Below are 17,541 nucleotides of genomic sequence, written 5' to 3'. Positions count from 1 at the left end.
GCCGCGCTCCGGCGCGCCGCGACACGCATCAGGATTTCTTCCCCGCCTTCGCGCTGGCCGCGGCCACGCTCTTGGCAAAGGGGATCGGCGCGACGGTCGCGCCCTTCACCTGCTTGGGCTTCTTGGATTCCTTGCCGCTGCGGTTCTGACCCTTGGCCATGTGCATTCTCCGGAGGAGGGACCGCGGCTGCGCGCCGTGTCCCCGAGGGGTGGCCCCTGAGGGGCCGACATCCCGCACCGCAGGGCGCACGCACCCCCGAGGAGCCATGGCCCGTGGGGTGTCATGCCGATCCGGCGCTGCGAGGGGGCGAAAACACGGAAGAGGGCGACGGCCCGGGACCCTGAACATGGGTGCGGTCGCGGACGGCGCTGCTTCTTACATCGGGATGCGCGCCGCGCCGCGCAAGGGGCGGGCAGGGTATATTCGCGTGGAGGGAAGGATCGGGGCGCGGGGCGTGCAATGGCGCCCGTCCATCGCCATGTCATGAGGGTCCGACTGCTCGTTCCTCCTCTCCCGGATGCCATGCAATCCCCCGTCCCGGCCACCGGGCACGCAGGAGCCAGCCCTTGCCCGTGATCGACATCCGCCACCGCACGACCTACCGCTATTCCCGGCCGGTGGGCTTCGGCCCGCACCACCTGATCCTGCGGCCGCGGGAGGGGCACGAGCTGCACATCCGCTCCTTCGCCCTCACCTGCGAGCCGGCCGGCGCGCTCCGCTGGGCCAGCGATGTCTTCGGCAACGCCATCGCCACGCTGCTGCCGGAGGGCCGCCATCTCGGCCTGATGATCGAGACCCGCGTCCGCGTGGTGTCGAACGCGACCGCATGGCCGGTGTTCGGCATCGATACCGCGGCGCTGCGCTACCCGTTCCGCTACGATGACGCGGCGCTGACCGACCTCGGCAGCCTGCTCCGCCCGGCTCATGCGGACCCGGAGGGCCGCCTGCTGGCCTGGAGCCGCGGCTTCGTGGCCGACACCCCGGGCGGCACGGACACGCTGTCGCTGCTGCGCGACCTCTGCGCGGGCGTGAGCGCCGCCGCGGCCTACCGCCGGCGGGAGGAGCACGGCACCCAGGCCCCGCTGGAGACGCTGCACCTCGGCACCGGCACCTGTCGCGACATGGCGACGCTGCTGGCGGAGGCCTGCCGCCAGCTCGGGCTGGGCGCGCGCCTCGTCTCGGGCTACCTGCTGCCCGACGCGCCGAGCGTTCCGCGCGACAGCGGCGTGCGCGGCACCGGCGCCACCCATGCCTGGGTGGAGGTCTTCCTGCCCGGGGCCGGCTGGATCGCCTTCGATCCCACCAACCACCGGGCCGGGCGGGGGCTGGGCGGGGCGCGGCTCGTTCCCGTCGCCGCCGTGCGCGAGATCCGCCACGCGGTGCCGGTGTCGGGCAGTTTCTTCGGATCCTCCGATGCGCTGGACGAGATGACGGTGGAGGTGGACGTGGTCGCGCTGGAGGACGAGGCGCCGGCCTGGGCCCTTCCGCCGCTCTGATTTCGCGGCACCCCTTGTAACGCGGCATTTCGTGATCACATGACTGGGGACGGCTGTCCGCCTTGCCGAGCGCGGCCGGTCCCGACATCAGGGCCGTCATGCGCGTTGTGCGACAGCCCTGGGCTTCCCTGCTTCTCACGAGCTTGCAGCCGCATCGCCATGGCCTTCGGGCCGGGGTGACGATCGGCGCCGCTGCAGCCCGCCTACAATCCCAAGGGGCCGACACATGCAGATCGATGACCTGACCAGACGCATCCCGTTGTTCAAGCCCGCTCAGCCGCGCACCAGCGCCGCCAACACCAGCGACATCGCGAGAGCGATCATCCTGGAGGAGACCACCGAGCGCGAGGACAAGACCCGCCGTCTGCGCGCGGCCCGGCTGGAATCTGAGCGCCAGAAGGCCGAGCTGGCAGCGGCCACGCCGGTGAAGGCGCCCGCGAAGCGCGCCACGGCCGCGACAGCGAAGGCCCGCAAGCCGGCAGCCGCGAAAGTCTCCGCCGCGGGCTGATCCGCTCCTGCGCGCAGGGCCGCGGCCGCAACGCTGCGCCCCGCCAGGTCGCGCGCGGGCCACCGGCCGCAGGCGCGTGCCGCCGGCGCGGGCCAACCCTTGCGACCGCCGGCGCGGAGCACGGGCGCGGGCAAGCCCTCGTGACTGCTGGCCTGGAGCATGGGCGCGGGCCAGCCCCAGTGACCGTCGTGGCTGCGCCTGACTGTCCATGGTGCGGTGCCCGCACAAACCCTGCTGATCCGCACGGTGCGCGGCGCCTGTTCGGGTCGGAGGGGGAGCGAGGTCGGCACGTCGCCCGCGGCGGCCCTGTTGCAGCACCGGGGACCTGCCGCCGCGCGGTGCGGTGAACGGCACGCGCAGGTGGTCAACGGTTCGTGCCACAGCCGCTCAGTGCGCTTCGCGGACGGGTTCCCGTGCAGGGCAGTCCGGAGACGCGAGGCCGGTGCTCCTCCCCCCGACGCGGGTTTGCGAGGCCCGGACCTTTCGCTGGTGCGCAGCGGCGTCATCGGGTTCCGATGGCACGGCGGGTGCCCCGTTCCTGAGCCCGCGACGCGCGCGTATTTCAGGGCATGGCGCACCGGATCCCTGCGGCGACGGCCGGGAACCCGGCCGGTCTGCCGGTGCGGCATCGGCTGCGAAGCCGGCCGGTTTGCCCGTGCGGCATCCGATACCGAACCCGGCCGGTCTGCCCGCCCGGGCGTTCCCGTCACCTCCGCGCCCCGCGCAGGGGATCCGACCTGCCGGTTGCGGGCCCGTGGCCGGCCATTTTCGTCACAGCGCGCCGGCGCGATCCGGCATCCTGCCTGTCCCGTTCCCGCCGCCCGCTGCGGAGGGCGCGGGCTGCCGGCCCGCGTCGCCACGCGAGGCGGGCGGCAGGGCACGCCGATGGAGCGACAGATGACAGCGATACAGACCCGCCTGGGCAATGATCCGCAATTCGAGCCCTTCCTGACCGCGTCGGTCGGCCTCGACCAGCGGGGCGGCACGGTTACCGTGATGTCGATGCTGGCCCGGCTGGGGGTCGACCCCTGGCGCGAGGCGGCGGCGTTGGCGGATCTTTCGATGTCCTCGGCCACCACCCGGCTGGCCGAGCGCCTCTCGGCGTTCCGCGACGTGCAGATCGGCGAGGCGGATCGCGCCGCCCTTTCGGCCCGGATCCTGCCGCTGCTGCCGCGCAACCCGCGCGCCGCCACGCCCGAGCCGCACGGTCAGCAGCCCGGTCAGCCGCTGAGCCTGGCCCGGCTGACGGCCATCGTTCCCGGATACTTCTGGATCGCCGCCGTGGGGCTGTGCGCGATCCTGCTGATGAACGGCTTCGGCAACTGAGCGCCTCGCACGGGCGATGCGTCCGGCCCGAAGGCCGGGCGGCTCCCGGGCGGGCCCCTCTCCGCCGCGCAACACGCGCTCTCCGCGGCCCTGACCCGGGCCTCGCCCTGCACGGTCGCGGGCAGCGGCCCCCACTCCGTCCGACAGTCGCGCGAAGCGCAGGCGCCCTGGCTTGCCCCGGACCCCGTCGCCCCAGGCACTCACCGCCAGGGCGCGCGCCGAGCTCGTCGGAGGGAGTGCTCACCGGCATGGGCAGTACGCCAAGCCCTTCGGGCAGCATGGGCATCGGTAGGGCCTGTGTGGGGCCCTTCGGAGAGGGTGCTCACCGTCAGGGAGCGCGCCGAACTCGTCGGAGTGAGTGCTCACCGGCATGGCAGTACGCCGGGCCCTTCGGGCAGCATGCGCATCGGCAGGGGCTGTGTGCGGGGGCCCTTCGGAGAGGGTGCTCACCGTCAGGGCGCGCGCCGGACTCGTCGGAGGGAGTGTTCACCGGCATGGGCAGTACGCCGGGCCCTTCGGGCAGCATGCGCATCGGCAGGGGCTGTGTGCCGGGCCCTTCGGAGGGGCTTCACATCGACAGGGCTGCACGCCGGACCCTGCGGACAGGGTGTGCACCGTCAGGGGCCGCACCGGGCGCTTCGGAGAGGGTGCTCACCGGCTGGGGGCGCCGGGCTCGTCGGGCAGGGCATTCCCGGCGGCGGTGATGCGCCGTTCGACGACCAGCGCGGTCGGCTGCGCGCCGCCGTGGGGCACCGCGCCCCGGACAGGGGGCGATGCCGGTCGCGCGGCGCGGGCTGGTCAGGCGGCTTCGAACACCGTGGGGAGGTCGCGCGCCGGGCGGTCCAGCCAGGCCGGGACGGGGAGGGACTTCGCGCGCAGGAACGCCGGGTTGAACAGCTTGGACTGGTAGCGGGTGCCGTAGTCGCACAGGATGGTGACGATGCGGTGTCCCGGGCCCATCTCCTTCGCCATGCGGATGGCGCCGGCCACGTTGATGCCCGAGGAGCCGCCGAGGCACAGGCCCTCCTCGGAGAGCAGGTCGAAGACCACCGGCAGCGCCTCCGCATCCGGCACGTTGAAGGGCATGTCCACGGTCAGCCCCTCCAGGTTCGCGGTGATGCGGCCCTGGCCGATGCCCTCGGTGATGGAGGAGCCCTCGGACTTCAGCTCGCCGTTGGCGTACCAGTTGTAGAGGGCGGCGCCGTCGGGGTCCGCGAGGCCGATCTTCACGTCCTTCGAGCGTTCGCGCAGGCCCATGGCCACGCCCGCCAGCGTGCCGCCGGAGCCCACGGCGCAGATGAACCCGTCCAGCTTGCCGTCGGTCTGCTCCCAGATCTCCGGCGCGGTGGTGTCGATATGGGCCTGGCGGTTGGCCACGTTGTCGAACTGGTTCGCCCAGATGGCGCCGTTCGGCTCGGTCTTCGCCAGCTCGGCGGCGAGGCGGGCGGAATATTTCACGTAGTTGTCGGGGTTGCGGTAGGGCACCGCGGGCACTTCCACCAGCTCCGCGCCGGCGAGCCGGATCATGTCCTTCTTCTCCTGGCTCTGGGTGTCGGGGATCACGATGACGGTGCGAAAGCCCATCGACGCCCCCACCAGCGCGAGGCCGATGCCGGTGTTGCCGGCGGTGCCTTCCACGATGGTGCCGCCGGGCCTGAGCGTGCCGCGCGCCACCGCGTCGGTGATGATGCCGAGCGCGGCGCGGTCCTTCACCGACTGGCCGGGGTTGAGGAACTCCGCCTTGCCGAGGATCTCGCAGCCGGTGAGTTCGGAAGCCTTGCGCAGCCGGATCAGCGGCGTGTGGCCGACAGCATGCGGGAGGTCTTTATACATGGACATTGTGTGATTTCCTGGGCGGTGAGGCGGTCGACTGGAAAATAGGCGCTCACCGCCCCGAGATCAAGCGCCCCAGGCCGCGCGCAGGGTTTCGCGCTGCGCCGCGAGCCAGAACAGCGACAGGACCAGCGGGCCGTTGGCGATCTCGCCGCTGCGCACCGCCGCAAGCGCGTCATCGAGCGGCAGGGTGAAGGCGCGGATGTCCTCCCCCTCGATCTCCAGACCGTGCACGCCGCCGGCGCCGCCCAGCTCCGCCTGCGCCACGAAGGAGGTGAGGAACTCCGCCGCCGCGCCGGGCGAGGGGTAATAGGCGGCCACGCGCTCCATGCGCCCCAGCTCCAGCCCGGCCTCCTCGCGCGCCTCGCGGCGGGCGGCCTCCTCCGCGCTCTCGGAGGAATCGCAGCGCCCGGCCACGGTCTCGATCGTCCAGGGCGCCTTGTCGCCGCGCGCCCAGGGCGCGGTACGGAACTGCTCGATGACGAGGACATGGTCCGTCCCGGGGTCCCAGGGCAGCACGGTCACCGCGTCGCCGGAGGTGAAGGCGGCGCGCAGCATCGGCGCGGAGAGGCTGCCGTCGAAGCGGCGGAAGCGCAGGGTGTGCTCCTCGATGGCGAAGTAGTTCGCGTAGGGCCGGGTGAGGGAGAGAAGCTCCACGTCCTCCCGGGTGAAGCCGCTGCGCAGGCGCTGAACCGGCGTCTCGGCGGCGGCGGAGACCCGGGCGCGGGCGCGGATCGACACCCCGTGCCACAAGGCGGCGGCGGCCGCGCCACGCTCCATGAAGGCCATGTATTCGCGCACGGATTCCAGGAACACCGGCTGGTCCTCCCGCGCCCAGGCCGCGAAGTCCCAGCGTGGCCCCAGCGGCAGGGTGTCACCGGGGTTCAGCCAGGCCAGCGCCTCCGTCTCACCGTCCCGGGTGAGCACGGGCACGGGGACGAGCGTGTAGCCGAAGCCGTCCTCGAAGAAGCTCAGCCGGGCCAGCACCTCCTCCCCCGCATCCTCCAGCAGCAACCCCTCGGCCAGCGCGCCGGGCGTGGGGCGCAGCACGGGATAGCCGGTGCCCTCCACCCGGCGGGCGAGGTGATCGCGGCAATGTGCAGGGCGCAGCCGCAGGCCGGCTGCTCCGGGGCCGGCGACGGTTTCGAGAACGCGCGGATCGCGCAGGGTTCCGTAGAGGAAGATCGGGCGAGACACGTGGGGAAATCCTGTCGTTCTGGAGAGGTGCGGACCCGCCGGGAGGGCGGAGGGCCGTGGGGCCCGAGGATCGGGACGGGGCATCTGAGCATGAAACGGCCGGCGGGCCAAGAGACCCGCCGGCGCGGGGCAGGGCCCGCTCCCACGCGCTGCCCGGGCGCCCGCGCCTGCGGCGCCGAGGGTCTGTCGCGGCGCCATCCATCGCGGCGGGGGCGCGCATCGGCCCCGGTACGCGGGGCCGGTGGGCCGTCGGTTCGGGCTTGGGATCAGGGGCGGTTCCCCGGGGGTCCGGCGCGCGCCGGGGAGGTCGCGATGCCGCGCCCGGGGCGTGGGGGCGCTTCCCGTCCTCCGCTCCCCGGTCCTGCGCCCCCCCCGTGGTATGGGCGCGGCGCCCCGGGGGCCTTCGGCGGGGCCGGCCGGGATGCCAGACTTCCGGCGTGCACACGGTGGCCGTGCGGGCACAGCGCGGCGCGCGGTGTCAGGTGCCGCGCAGGGCGGCATAGGCCTCGAGGGCGCGGGCCCGGCCCTCCTTCAGCCCGATCAGCGGCTGCTCCGGCGGGGGAGTGTCGGCAACGAGGCCCCAGGACCGCGGCACCGCGTCGAAATAGCTCAGCGCATCGCCATGCGGCCGGCCCGGCCCGTAGCCGGCGAGGAAGCGGTGGCGGTAATGCCCCTTCGGGTCGAACTTCTCCGCCTGCAGCGCCGGGTTGTAGACGCGGAAATAGGGGGCCGCATCGGGGCCGGAGCCGGCGGTCCACTGCCAGCCGAGGGCGTTGGAGGCCGGGTCCCAGTCCGTCAGGCACTCCGCGAACCAGGCGAGGCCGATGCGCCAGTCCGTCAGCAGGTGCTTGGTGAGGTAGGAGGCCACGATCATCCGGGCCCGGTTGTGCATGGTGCCGGTCACGAACATCTCGCGCATGGCGGCGTCGACCACCGGCTCCCCGGTGCGGCCGCGCCGCCAGGCCTCGGCCTCCGCGCTGTCCCCGCGCCAGGGGAAGGCGTCCCACTCGCGGCGCCAGTTGGCGGTGGCGAGATCGGGGACGTGGTGCATCAGGTGCCAGGCGAAGTCCCGCCAGGCCAGTTCGCGCAGGAAGGCCTCGGCGCCGGGCCGGCCCTCCTCCAGCGCCCGGGTGCCGGCATGCCAGATGCTGCGGGGGGAGATCTCGCCATAGGTGAGGTTCTCCGACAGGCGCGAGGTGGCGGCGCGGTCCATGCGGTCCCGGTCGGCGGCGTAGCCGTCCAGGCTGCCGCGCAGGAAGGCGGAGAGCCGGTCGCGCGCGGCCTGCTCGCCCACCGCCACATGCGCGGCCACCACCGCAGCACCCCGGTTCATCGCCGCGCCCAGCTCCCAGTCCTCCAGCCGGTCGCTGGCCGGCCAGCGGGCGGGCGCGCGCAGCTCGGGCACCGGCAGGGCGGGGTCCTGCCCGCGGCCGCGCACCGATTTCCAGAACGGGGTGAACACCCGGAACGGCCCGCCGCTGCCGGTGGCCACGGTCCAGGGCTCGAACAGCACGTGGCCGGGGTGGGAGACCGTCTCCATCCCCTCGCGGCGCAGCTCCGCCTTCACCTGCGTGTCGCGGGCCACGGAGGCGGGGTCATAGAGGCGGGTCCAGTGCAGGGCGCGCGCGCCGGTGTCCGCGGCAAGCCGGGAGAGCGCGGCGCGCGCCGGGCCGCGGCGCAGCACCAGCCGCATGCCGCGCGCGCCCAGGCTGCGGGCAAGCTCCTCCAGCCCGAGCCCGAGCCGCCAGAGCGCGGCGGCCCCGATGGCCTCGGTCTCCGGATCGAGCACGAAGACGGGGATCACCGGCCGTCCGCCGGCGGCGGCGGCGGTGAGGGCGGCATGGTCGGCCAGGCGCAGGTCGCGGCGGAACCACAGGAGGGCAGGGGCCGTGTCGGTCATCGGGCCTCGGTGAGGATGCGAAGCGGTGTCATGCCCCTGCATACGTGCGGGCGGGCGCGGCGGATCACCGGGCGGCATGTCCGGCGGCGGAGGGTCGCCGGGCGGCGGATCCCCGCCGGGCGGGGCGCGGGGCTGTGGATTCCCTCGTGGCGCATTTCCGGGCGGTGACCGATGCCGTGGGGGACAGCCCCGCGACCGCCGCTCACCCGGCGTTGCCGCAGGGCGCCGGCTCCCGCGCCACGACGCGGCCGCTGCCGAGCGCGGGGGCCAGGATGGCGGCGACGCCCATCAGGGCGAGGACCACGATCATCGCGCTGCGCAGCCCGAAGGAGTCTCCCAGAAAGCCCAGCAGCGGCGGGCCGACGAGGAAGGCCACGTAGCCGGCCGTTGCCACCACGCCCACCCGGGCCGCCGGGCTCTCGCCGGGCCGTGCGGTCTCGCCCGCCGCCGAGAGCGCCACGGGGAAGCCGAGCGAGGCGCCCAGTCCCCAGAGCGCCACCGCGGCCCCGACGACCACCGGCCCCTCGCCGAAGATCACCAGCGCGATGCCGAGCGCACCGGACACGGCGCTGCCCCGCGCCACTGCTGCCCGGCCGTAACGTGCGATCACCGGGCCGCCGAAGAAGCGCCCCACCGTCATCGCGCTGGCAAAGCCGGCGAAGACCAGCGAGCCGGCCGTGGCGCCGAAGCCGTGCCCGTCGACCATCAGGAGCGGTAGCCAGTCGTTCGCGGCGCCCTCGGCCAGGGCCATCGCCAGCACCACCACGCCGATGATGGCAAGGCGCGGGTCGCGCCAGCTGCGCGGCACCGGGCCGGCGCGGCTGCGCTCCAGCTCGGTGAGCACCACCCGGCGGCCGAGGCCGGGCGCGACCTGCCGCATCGCGAGAAGGAGCGGCGGAACCGAGAGCACGAACACCGCCATGAGGTGCCAGGGCACCGGGAAGGCGATGGCGGAGAGGGCGATGCCCGCCAGCGCGCCGACCACCGTGCCGAGGCTGAAGCAGCCATGCATCCCGGTCAGGAAGGGCCGGCCGATCCGCTGCTCCACGTCCGCGGCTTCCACGTTCATCGCCACGTCGAGCGCGCCCATGCCCAGCCCGCCGAAGGCCAGCCCGACGGAGACCAGCAGCGGCGAGGCCAGCGCCGCCCCCAGCGCCACCACCGCGATGCTGAGCGTGACCGAGGCCATGCCGGCGCCCACCACGGGCCGCGTTCCGAACTTCAGAACCAGCGGCGCGGAGGACAGGATGCCGATCATCGCCCCCAGCGACAGGCCGAAAATCACCAGCCCCATTTCGGCGGTGGAGGCGTCCAGCCGGTCACGGATCGCCGGCGTGCGGGTGATCCATGAGGAGAACTGCACCCCCGGCAGGAAGAACAGCACGTAAAGTGCAAGCCGGCGGCGTTGAATGGCGGAAAACATTGCGGCACCCTGATGAAGAGGTCGGCCCGCGCATCACGCTGCGGCGGGGCGTCAGTGATCATGTACATATGTACACCCTGCATGTAAACCGGTGTACGCCCGGCCTGTGAACCGGGCGTGACGGCGCGGGGCGGTGCAGCCGCGCGCGGCCAGTCCGGGGAGGCGAGACGCAGAGGTGACCGACCAGCCGCACCGGGGCCGCGACCCGGACCGCCGCGAACGCATCCTTCTCGCCACGCTCGACGTGATCGCGAGCCACGGGGTGGCCGGCACCACCCACCGGCGCGTGGCGGCGGCGGCCGGGGTGCCGCTCGGCTCGATGACCTATCATTTCGACGGCATGGAAGCCCTGCTGCTGGAGGCCTTCACCCGGCTCGCCACCGAGATGCACGCCGATTACGCCAGCCTGCTGGACGCGGCGCGCAGCCCGGCGGAGGCGGCGGAAGCGGTGGTGGAGGTGATCTCCGGCGGGCGGATCGCCACGCCGCGCAACATGCAGCTGGTCTGCGAGCTCTGGGCCTACACGGGCCGCATCCCGGTGCTGCGCACGGTGATGCAGGGCTGGCTGGGCCAGAGCCGCGCCGCGCTGGGCCGGCATTTCGACGCCCACACGGTTCATGCGCTCGACGCCCTGGTGGAGGGGCTGACGCTGCACAACATGGTGGACCCGCAGCCGCTCTCGCGCGCCGATGTCCGCGCCATCGTGGCCCGGCTCACGTCCTGACCGCCGGGGCCTCTCTGCACCGCCCCACCCCAGGCGCACCGCAGGCCGGCGCGCCGCGCGGTCCGGTCCCCGGGTTTGGTGCCGCCACGTCCGGCGCCGGGCGGCCTGACACTCGGAATGGCGCCGCTACGCCCGACGCTTCGCGCGGCCCGATACAAGGAATTACGCTGCCACACCCGGCGCAGGGGGGCGACGCGCGGATTGGCGTTGCCAGGTCCGGTCCGCTGCACGACTCGGTGCCAGAAATGGCGCTGCCACGCCCGGCGCGCGACGCGGCCCGACACCGGTAAGGGCGCGGCCACGCCGGGCACGCCGGGCGGTGGGCTCGCTGCACTGGCCACTGCCCCTGCGGCGCGGTGGGTGGCGAAGCTCTGGTCGGCCCCGCGGGGCGCCTCACGGGAGCAGCGGGGGGCATGGCGCTCGAGAGGGATGTCGCGGACATGGGGGGATGGCTGATGTCACGCAGCGTCGGGGACGTGGCCCGTGCGGAGGTCGTGCGCTGGCCGGCCCGGCGGCGCGGTCCCGGCGCCCGTCGCGGGGCCGGCGGCGGAGGGCACGGCGCATGAAAAACGCCGCCGGGGGAAGCCCCGGCGGCGTCTCTGTCAGGCGATATGTCCCGGCGGAGCCGGGCGCGCGCTGGCTCAGGCGGCGGCGCCGGAGCGGCCGGTGCGGCGCGGGCGGCGGCGGGCCGCTGCAACGCCGGCGGGCTTGCCGGACGGGGCGCGCGGGCCCTTCGCGGTGAGCGCACCCTCCTGCTGGGCGCGGCGGGCGGAGTGCGGCTTGGCCGGGTTCCCGCCGCCGCGACCCTTGCGGGCCGTCGTCGAAGGCGTGGACTTGAAGCCCTCGGGCGCGAGCTGCTGACGGGTCAGCTTCTCGATCGCGCGCAGCTTGTCGCCCTCATCCGGAGCGCAGAGCGTGATGGCGATGCCATCGAGCCCGTTGCGCCCGGTGCGGCCGATGCGGTGCACGTAGCTCTCCGCCTCGTCGGGCAGCTCGTAGTTCACCACATGGCTGATGCCCGGCACATCGATGCCGCGGGCCGCGATGTCGGTGGCCACGAGCACTTTGACCCGGCCGGAGCGGAAGGCGTCGAGCGCGCGCTGGCGGGCGTTCTGGGCCTTGTTGCCGTGGATGGCCTCGGCCGGAACGCCGTCCTTGCCCAGGTTCTCGGCCACCCGGTCCGCGCCGCGCTTGGTGCGGGCGAAGACGATGACGCGGGAGACATCGGTGCTGCCCACCAGCTCGGCCAGCCGGAAGCGCTTCTCGGCGTGCTGCATCACTTCCACGCTCTGGGTGATGGTGCCGGCGGTCTCCCCCTGCGGGGCGACGGCGATGCGGACAGGATCACGCAGGAACCCTTCGGCCAGCCCGGCGACATCGGTCGGCATGGTGGCCGAGAACAGCGCCGACTGGCGGCGCGGATGCAGGGCGGCGTGGATCTTCTTCACTTCGCGCACGAAGCCCATGTCGAGCATGCGGTCCGCCTCGTCGAGCACCGCGAAGCGGGTCTCGTCGAGCCGGATATGGCCTTCGCCGACCAGGTCGGTGAGGCGGCCCGGCGTGGCGACGAGCACGTCGACACCGCGCGCCATGCGCCGGATCTGCGAATTGCGCGAGACGCCGCCGAGCACGAGGGCGGTGGAGAGGCGGGCGCCGTCCGCGAACTTGCGGAAGGCTTCCTCGATCTGCACGGCGAGCTCGCGGGTCGGGGCGAGCACGAGGGCGCGGGTGGTCTTCGGCGAAGGCCGGCCCGGCATGTCGAGGATCTGGTGCAGGATGGGCAGCGCGAAGGCCGCAGTCTTGCCGGTGCCGGTCTGGGCGATGCCCAGGATGTCGCGGCCCTCGAGCTGCGGCGCGATCGCCTGCGCCTGGATGGGGGTGGGGGTGGTCATGCCGGCCCGGTCGAGAGCGGACAGGATGGACGGAGCCAGGCCGAAGGCCCGGAAGGTATCGTTGGTCAAAGCAGGTCCTTTGTCCGGAATGGCTGTGGCCATCCGGGTGCTGCCATCGCCAAGCGCATCTGGCAAAGACGGGGTAGGGGGGCGACGATACGTGATCACACGTCTTGCGCTGTCGCTGCCGCTGGTGTGGGGATCCGGCGCCGGCCGGATGCTTCCGGAACCCACGCCTGTCGCCCCGCCCGGCCCTGCCGGAGGAAACGACGCCACAGTGAAGTGCACCAGATAGACTGTCGGTCCGCCGGATGCAAGGGTCGATGGGTGCAGTGCAGCAGATTCGCGTTTTGCATCCGCCCGGTTCAGTGAGGCACGCCACCCCGCCCCCCGGCGCACGTCGCTCGGCCCGCCTGCGCGCACCGCCGGGCCCGCCGACGCGCGCGCCCGGACCCACGGGCGCGACGGGCCATGCCCTTGCGCCAGCGGGGAAACATCCTTCGCTGCAAGCGCGGAGGGCGACGCGCAGCCCTCCATCGCAGGCTCGGCTCCCGCCGCGCGCGGGCGGCAGGTGGCCCCGGCGGGGCCGCGCGGCAGGGCCGGCCGGCAGGGGGCCGCGACCCCGGAAGGAGGGATACGCCGGGCGATGCGCATCTCAACATGGGGTGCCGAACCCGACAGGCTCGGTCCGCCGGTGCCGGCGGGTGTGCATCGGCAGAGGTGGCGGGAAGGGGTGTGCTTCCCCGAGGGAGTAATGCGCGTGGGCGCGCGTCGGGGGACGCGCATTGCATCGCCGGGTGCCGGGCCCGACGGGCCCGGTCCGCCGGTGCCGACGGGCGCGCATCGGCAGGGGCGGCCGGGAGGGGGCCGCGACCCCGGGGGCGTGATACGCCGGCGATGCGCATCTCAACACGGAGTGCCGGGCCCGACAGACCGGTTCGCCGGTGTCGGCGGGCGTGCGTCGGCAGAGTGGAAGGGGTGTGCTTCCCCGGGGGGAGTGATGCGGGCGCGCGCGCCCGGGGCTATGGCATCGCAGCGCCGGTGCCGGCAGGCGCGCGTCGGCATGGGTGGCGAGGAGGGGACGCTACCCCGGGGGGAGTGATGCGCTGGGGCGATGCGCATCGCGGCACCTGGCCTCCGGCCTGGCAGACCGGTCCTCCGGGGCCGGCAGGCGTGCATCCGCAGGGGCCGGGGGCGCGCGCGTTGGCCGGTACCGGGCGCGCGCTTTGGCGGAGCCGGGCGGATCAGTCCTGGCTGGCGGGTTCCGGCGGGAGGGCGGCGAGGGCGGCGGCGACGCTGGCCTCAATCTCGGGCATCACCAGCCGGAACAGGCGGTTCACCTTCTTCTCCTGCCGGCCGGCGGGGCCGCGGGGGCTGTCGAGGTCGAGATCGTTGGTCACCAACCGTGTCGCGGGCAGCGCGGGGAACACCCGTGCCCAGGAGCGCTCCCAGAACTCGCGGCCCACGCCGCGGTTGCGGTGGGCGTAATGGGCGCGGATGCGGGCGTAGATCTCCGGGGTCAGCCCGGTGTAGGAGCGCTCGGAGATGCCCTCGCGCAGCAGCATCTCGTGGATCACGGTGTAGACGCCCTCGGTGACCCGCACCAGCGTGCGATGATCGAAGCGCGGCGCGAGGCTGGCGGCCACCCTCCGGCCGATGGCGATGTGCAGCGGCCCGGTGGAGATGTTGGCGCGCTCGGCAGGAGCGAAACCGGCCACCCGCTCCGCGGTGAGCCCGGGCGCATGGCCGGTCTCGGCCAGGATGCCGAGCAGGGTTTCCATGAAATCGGCCTCCACCCCGTTGCGGCGCACGGCGCGGCTGTAGGGGCGGAAGGTCTGGGTGCCCCAGTCGGTCACCTCCGGGCGGCGCAGCCGGTGGAATTCCATCGCGGTGCCCGCGCCGGAGATGGTGCCGGTCAGCACGCCCTCGGCGAACTCCGCGAAGGGCCGGTGCTCGCGGCCCATCTTCACCCGCTCCGCATAGGCGGAATTCAGGTACTCCGGCTGGTCGCGCAGGTACATCACTCCGTGCAGCCGGTAGCCGCGCGCGGTGAGGAAGTCCTGCACCAGCCGGTTGGGCCGGAAGTAGAGCGGGCTGCACAGAAATTCCGAGGAGAGCAGCAGCACCTCGTGATCGGTGTGCGCGATCTCCTCGTCGAAGGCCTCGATGAGCCCGTCGCCGGAGGAGAACAGCGGCTGCCCGGCGATCAGCCGCAGCAGGTCCACGTGCTGGGTGCGCGCGAGGCTGCGCCCGGCCTTGGGGTAGAGCACGCCGTCGCGCTGCAGGCGGTTCGCGTTCTGGGTAAGGAAGTTCTGCAGCGTGGTCGAGCCGGTCTTGTGCTGGCCTGCGTGCAGGATGCACAGCCGCTCCCGCGTGCCGGATTTCTTCCGTTGCCAGATATTGAACATCAGGGTCTCCGCGGCAGGCTGGGCGGGGGCGCGGCCCCGGCCATCGCGGCCGCATCTTGGATCAGGGTGCCGGGGATGCCGGCGGGCAGGGGGGCGGCGGAACCGCCCCCGCGGTCGCGCAGGGGCTCAGACGCCGAGGCACCAGCGCAGGATGCCCTTCTGGGCGTGCAGGCGGTTCTCCGCCTCGTCGAAGATCACCGAATGCGGGCCGTCCATCACGGCGCCGGTCGCCTCCTCCTCACGGTGGGCGGGCAGGCAGTGCATGAACAGCGCGTCGGGCCCGGCGAGGCTCATCAGCCGCTCGTCCACCCGGTAGGGGCGGAGCTGGTTGTGGCGTCGCTCGCGCGCGCTCTGCGGGTCATGCATCGAGATCCAGGTGTCGGTCACGATGAGGTCGGCGCCCTCCACGGCCTTCGCCGCGTCGCGCTCGATCTCCACCTTCACCCCGTGCGAGCGGGCCCAGTCGACGATCTCGCGCTCCGGGTCCAGCGTCGGCGGGCCGGTGAAGGTGAAGTCGAAGCCGAACTGGCCGGCCGCGTGCAGGAAGCTCGCGCAGACGTTGTTGCCGTCGCCCGCCCAGACCACCTTGCGCCCGGCGATGGGCCCGCGGTGCTCCTCATAGGTCATCACGTCGGCCATGATCTGGCAGGGATGGGTGCGGTTGGTGAGCCCGTTGATCACCGGGATCGTCGCATGCTCCGCCATCTCGAGGAGGGTGCTCTCCTCGAAGGTGCGGATCATGATCGCGTCCACGTAGCGCGAGAGCACGCGCGCCGTGTCGGCGATGGTCTCGCCATGGCCCAGCTGCATCTCCGAGCCGGAGAGCACCAGGGTCTCGCCGCCCATCTGGCGGATGCCCACGTCGAAGGAGATGCGCGTGCGCGTCGAGGGTTTCTCGAACACCAGCGCCACCGCGCGCCCGGCCAGGGGCTGCTCGGAATCCTTCGTGCCGCGCGGCAGGCCCGCGCGGGCGTTCTTCATCGCCTGCGCGTCCGCGAGGATCTCGCGCAGGGTCTGGGCTTCCACCTTGTGCAGGTCGAGGAAATGCCGGGTCATTGCGCCGCTGCCTCCATCGCCGTGGCGGCGGCGTCGAGCCGGGCGATACCCGCGTCGATCTCCGCCTCGGTGATGTTGAGCGGCGGCAGAAGGCGCACCACGTTGTCGCCGCCGGGCACGGTGATCACGTGCTCGGCGTAGCCGGCCTTCACCACCTCGCCGTTCGCCGGCACGCATTTGAGCGCCAGCATCAGGCCCTGGCCCCGCACCTCCGAGAAGATGGTGGGATGGCTGGCCACCAGCCCCTCCAGCCTCTGGCGCATGTGGCCCGAGGCGCGGCTCACGCCATCCATGAACCCCGGCGCGGTGACCTCGCCCAGCACGGCGAGGCCGATGGCGCAGCCCAGCGGGTTGCCGCCATAGGTCGAGCCATGGGTGCCCGCGGTCATGCCGGAGGCCGCATGCTCGGTGGCAAGGCAGGCGCCGAGCGGGAAGCCGCCGCCGATGCCCTTGGCCACGGTCATGATGTCCGGCGTAACACCCGACCATTCATGCGCGAAGAGCCGCCCCGTGCGCCCCATGCCGCACTGGATCTCGTCGAGGATCAGCAGCGCGCCGTTCTCGTCGCAGATCTCGCGCAGCGCCTTGAGGAAGGAGGCCTCCACCACCCGGATGCCGCCCTCGCCCTGGATGGGCTCGATCATGATGGCGGCCGTCTCCGGGCCCACCACGGCGCGCACCGCGTCGAGGTCGAGCGGCACCTGGTCGAAACCGGGCATGAGCGGGCCGAAGCCGCCCACCATCTTCTCGCCCTGCGTGGCGGCGATGGCACCGGTGGAGCGGCCGTGGAAGCAGCCCTGGAAGGTGACGATGCGGAAGCGCTCCGGGTGGCCGGCATGGCTCTGGAACTTCCGCGCCATCTTGATGGCACACTCGATCGCCTCGGTGCCCGAGTTGGTGAAGAACATCGTGTCCGCGAAGGTGTGTTCCACCAGCCCTGCGGCAAGCTCTTCCTGGTTCGGGATCCGGTAGAGGTTCGAGGTGTGCCAGACTCGTCGGGCCTGTTCCTCCAGCGCGCGGACGAGCACGGGGGCTGCATGGCCCAGGATGTTCACGGCAATGCCGGCTCCCAGGTCAAGGTAGCGCTCTCCGGTCTCGGTTTCCAGCCAGGGGCCCTCGCCTTTCACGAATGAAAGCGGTGCCCGCGCGTAGGTTGGCAGGACGGGCGTAATCACCTCGGTCGTCTCCTCTGCATCGGTCGCGTTCAAATGAAAACACCCCGCCGGCGACCGCGCGACGGGGGGCTCGCGGGACAAAACATGATGCACGGCGGGATGTCAATCAAGTGCCGTCCCGGCCCGGCCGGATGCGCCTGGCCCCGCCGCGGCCTCCCCCCGGCCGCCGCAGGCGGACCGCGGTGCCGGTGCAGCGCGCCTGGCAGGAGGGGGAGGAGGTCTTCGCGCGGGCACGGGCTTCGGCCGCAGGCCCTGTGGGGCCTGCATCCCGCGCCGGGCAGGCTAGCGCCGTGCTGCCCGGCGGCTGGAGACGGTCACGATCGGGTCGGGACGGCCCCAGCCGCCTTCGCGAGGGGCGGCGGCGAGGGGCCCGACGGCAGGCCCGTGCCGGACGCAGCGCGCGGGCAGCGACGGTCACGATCAGGTCGAGACGGCCCAAGGCGCCTTTACGAGGGCGGCGGTGAGGGGCCCGACGGCAGGTCCGCGCCGGACGCAGCGCGCGGGCAGCGAAGGTCACGATCGGGTCGGGACGGCCCCAGCCGCCTTCGCGAGGGGCGGCGGCGAGGGGCCCGACGGCAAGCCCGTGCCGGACACAGTGCGCG

General features: G+C 73.3%; 13 protein-coding genes. 4 read left to right on the top strand and 9 right to left on the bottom strand.

Going from position 1 to position 17,541, the window contains the following annotated elements:
* Positions 1-28: 28 nt before the first annotated feature.
* Positions 29-160, bottom strand: a complete 132-nt coding sequence (locus FDP22_RS25105) for a hypothetical protein (protein WP_277884141.1) — start codon at positions 158-160, stop codon at positions 29-31.
* 413 nt (positions 161-573) lie between these two features.
* On the opposite strand from FDP22_RS25105, the gene FDP22_RS00220 reads away from it, so the two are divergent.
* The 3 genes from FDP22_RS00220 (at position 574) to FDP22_RS00210 (ending at position 3,331) form a co-directional block, all read left to right on the top strand.
* Positions 574-1,497 carry a transglutaminase family protein gene (locus tag FDP22_RS00220; RefSeq protein ID WP_239031962.1) on the top strand — a complete coding sequence of 308 codons (924 nt, stop codon included), beginning with the start codon at positions 574-576 and terminating at the stop codon, positions 1,495-1,497.
* A gap of 226 nt (positions 1,498-1,723) precedes the next feature.
* Positions 1,724-2,005: a hypothetical protein gene (locus tag FDP22_RS00215; protein WP_138575809.1), complete on the top strand. Its 282-nt coding sequence runs from the start codon at positions 1,724-1,726 to the stop codon at positions 2,003-2,005.
* Positions 2,006-2,902: 897 nt separating this feature from the next.
* On the top strand, positions 2,903-3,331 hold the full coding sequence (locus FDP22_RS00210) for a hypothetical protein (protein ID WP_138575810.1): 429 nt from the start codon (positions 2,903-2,905) through the stop codon (positions 3,329-3,331).
* A 798-nt stretch (positions 3,332-4,129) separates the two neighbouring features.
* Here FDP22_RS00210 and FDP22_RS00205 read toward each other — a convergent pair.
* The 4 genes from FDP22_RS00205 to FDP22_RS00190 all read right to left on the bottom strand — a co-directional run bounded on the left by FDP22_RS00205 (position 4,130) and on the right by FDP22_RS00190 (position 9,684).
* On the bottom strand, positions 4,130-5,170 hold the full coding sequence (locus FDP22_RS00205) for a cysteine synthase A (protein ID WP_138575811.1): 1,041 nt from the start codon (positions 5,168-5,170) through the stop codon (positions 4,130-4,132).
* Between the two features lie 60 nt (positions 5,171-5,230).
* On the bottom strand, positions 5,231-6,361 hold the full coding sequence (locus tag FDP22_RS00200) for an NUDIX domain-containing protein (protein ID WP_170317528.1): 1,131 nt from the start codon (positions 6,359-6,361) through the stop codon (positions 5,231-5,233).
* A 478-nt stretch (positions 6,362-6,839) separates the two neighbouring features.
* Positions 6,840-8,261 (bottom strand): cryptochrome/photolyase family protein, encoded by a 1,422-nt coding sequence (locus tag FDP22_RS00195; RefSeq protein WP_138575813.1) that lies wholly within the window; start codon positions 8,259-8,261, stop codon positions 6,840-6,842.
* A 202-nt stretch (positions 8,262-8,463) separates the two neighbouring features.
* On the bottom strand, positions 8,464-9,684 hold the full coding sequence (locus FDP22_RS00190) for an MFS transporter (RefSeq protein WP_138575814.1): 1,221 nt from the start codon (positions 9,682-9,684) through the stop codon (positions 8,464-8,466).
* A gap of 175 nt (positions 9,685-9,859) precedes the next feature.
* Here FDP22_RS00190 and FDP22_RS00185 point away from each other — a divergent pair, with 175 nt between their 5' ends.
* Entirely contained in the window at positions 9,860-10,408 is a 549-nt protein-coding gene (locus FDP22_RS00185; RefSeq protein WP_138575815.1) for a TetR/AcrR family transcriptional regulator, read from the top strand.
* 641 nt (positions 10,409-11,049) lie between these two features.
* Here FDP22_RS00185 and FDP22_RS00180 read toward each other — a convergent pair.
* The 4 genes from FDP22_RS00180 to FDP22_RS00165 form a co-directional block, all read right to left on the bottom strand.
* Positions 11,050-12,369, bottom strand: coding sequence for a DEAD/DEAH box helicase (locus FDP22_RS00180; RefSeq protein ID WP_239031825.1), 1,320 nt, complete (start codon positions 12,367-12,369; stop codon positions 11,050-11,052).
* Between the two features lie 1,175 nt (positions 12,370-13,544).
* Entirely contained in the window at positions 13,545-14,708 is a 1,164-nt protein-coding gene (locus FDP22_RS00175) for a GIY-YIG nuclease family protein (protein WP_138575817.1), read from the bottom strand.
* Between the two features lie 126 nt (positions 14,709-14,834).
* Positions 14,835-15,764, bottom strand: coding sequence for an ornithine carbamoyltransferase (gene argF, locus FDP22_RS00170; RefSeq protein ID WP_138575818.1), 930 nt, complete (start codon positions 15,762-15,764; stop codon positions 14,835-14,837).
* On the bottom strand, positions 15,761-16,939 hold the full coding sequence (locus tag FDP22_RS00165; RefSeq protein ID WP_138575819.1) for an aspartate aminotransferase family protein: 1,179 nt from the start codon (positions 16,937-16,939) through the stop codon (positions 15,761-15,763). Before FDP22_RS00165 ends, argF begins: the two co-directional genes overlap by 4 nt.
* Between the last annotated feature and the right edge of the window lie 602 nt (positions 16,940-17,541).

It is taken from the genome of Paroceanicella profunda (assembly GCF_005887635.2).
GTDB lineage: Bacteria > Pseudomonadota > Alphaproteobacteria > Rhodobacterales > Rhodobacteraceae > Paroceanicella > Paroceanicella profunda.
The sequence above is the reverse complement of the archived record's forward strand: the minus strand, read 5'-3'. Positions and strand labels throughout refer to the sequence as shown.

Excerpts from the sequence above, each read along its gene's own strand:
- FDP22_RS25105 (WP_277884141.1), bottom strand. The coding sequence starts at position 160 with ATGGCCAAGGGTCAGAACCGCAGCGGCAAGGAATCCAAGAAGCCCAAG.
- FDP22_RS00215 (WP_138575809.1), top strand. The coding sequence starts at position 1,724 with ATGCAGATCGATGACCTGACCAGACGCATCCCGTTGTTCAAGCCCGCT.
- FDP22_RS00210 (WP_138575810.1), top strand. The coding sequence starts at position 2,903 with ATGACAGCGATACAGACCCGCCTGGGCAATGATCCGCAATTCGAGCCC.
- FDP22_RS00205 (WP_138575811.1), bottom strand. The coding sequence starts at position 5,170 with ATGTCCATGTATAAAGACCTCCCGCATGCTGTCGGCCACACGCCGCTG.
- FDP22_RS00195 (WP_138575813.1), bottom strand. The coding sequence starts at position 8,261 with ATGACCGACACGGCCCCTGCCCTCCTGTGGTTCCGCCGCGACCTGCGC.
- FDP22_RS00190 (WP_138575814.1), bottom strand. The coding sequence starts at position 9,684 with ATGTTTTCCGCCATTCAACGCCGCCGGCTTGCACTTTACGTGCTGTTC.
- FDP22_RS00175 (WP_138575817.1), bottom strand. The coding sequence starts at position 14,708 with ATGTTCAATATCTGGCAACGGAAGAAATCCGGCACGCGGGAGCGGCTG.
- argF (WP_138575818.1), bottom strand. The coding sequence starts at position 15,764 with ATGACCCGGCATTTCCTCGACCTGCACAAGGTGGAAGCCCAGACCCTG.